The following is a 502-nucleotide window of genomic DNA, read 5'->3' on the forward strand; positions in this document are numbered from 1 at the left end:
CCTGCTTGCAGGTCACCGAGCAGGTGTGGCAGCCGATGCACTTGTCGAGGTTCATCACCATCGCCATCTGCGCCATGACCTTCACGAGTAGCGCACCTCCTGGGACCGCTTGCGGATGACGGTGACCTCGTCGCGCTGGTTGCCGGTGGGGCCGAGGTAGTTGAACGCGAAGGACATCTGGGCGTAGCCGCCGATCAGGTGGCTGGGCTTGACCAGGATCCGGGTCAGCGAGTTGTGGATCCCGCCCCGCTTGCCCGACGTCTCCGCGATCGGTACGTCGATCAGCCGGTCCTGCGCGTGGTGCATGTAGACGGTCCCCTCCGGCATCCGGTGCGAGACGATCGCGCGGGCCACCACGACGCCGTTGCGGTTGACCGCCTCGATCCAGTCGTTGTCCTCGACCCCGACCTTGGCGGCGTCCTTGTCGCTCATCCAGATCGTCTGGCCGCCGCGCGAGAGCGACAGCATGAACAGGTTGTCCTGGTACTCCGAGTGGATCGAC

Annotated in this window: 1 protein-coding gene; it reads right to left on the reverse strand. The window is 65.5% G+C overall.

The window, feature by feature from the left end; genetic code table 11:
* Positions 1 to 81 precede the first annotated feature (81 nt).
* On the reverse strand, positions 82 to 502 hold a 421-nt coding region (locus EKO23_RS24830), incomplete at its 5' end, for a molybdopterin dinucleotide binding domain-containing protein (protein WP_281281002.1).

This window comes from Nocardioides guangzhouensis, from assembly GCF_004519545.1.
Lineage (GTDB): Bacteria > Actinomycetota > Actinomycetes > Propionibacteriales > Nocardioidaceae > Nocardioides > Nocardioides guangzhouensis.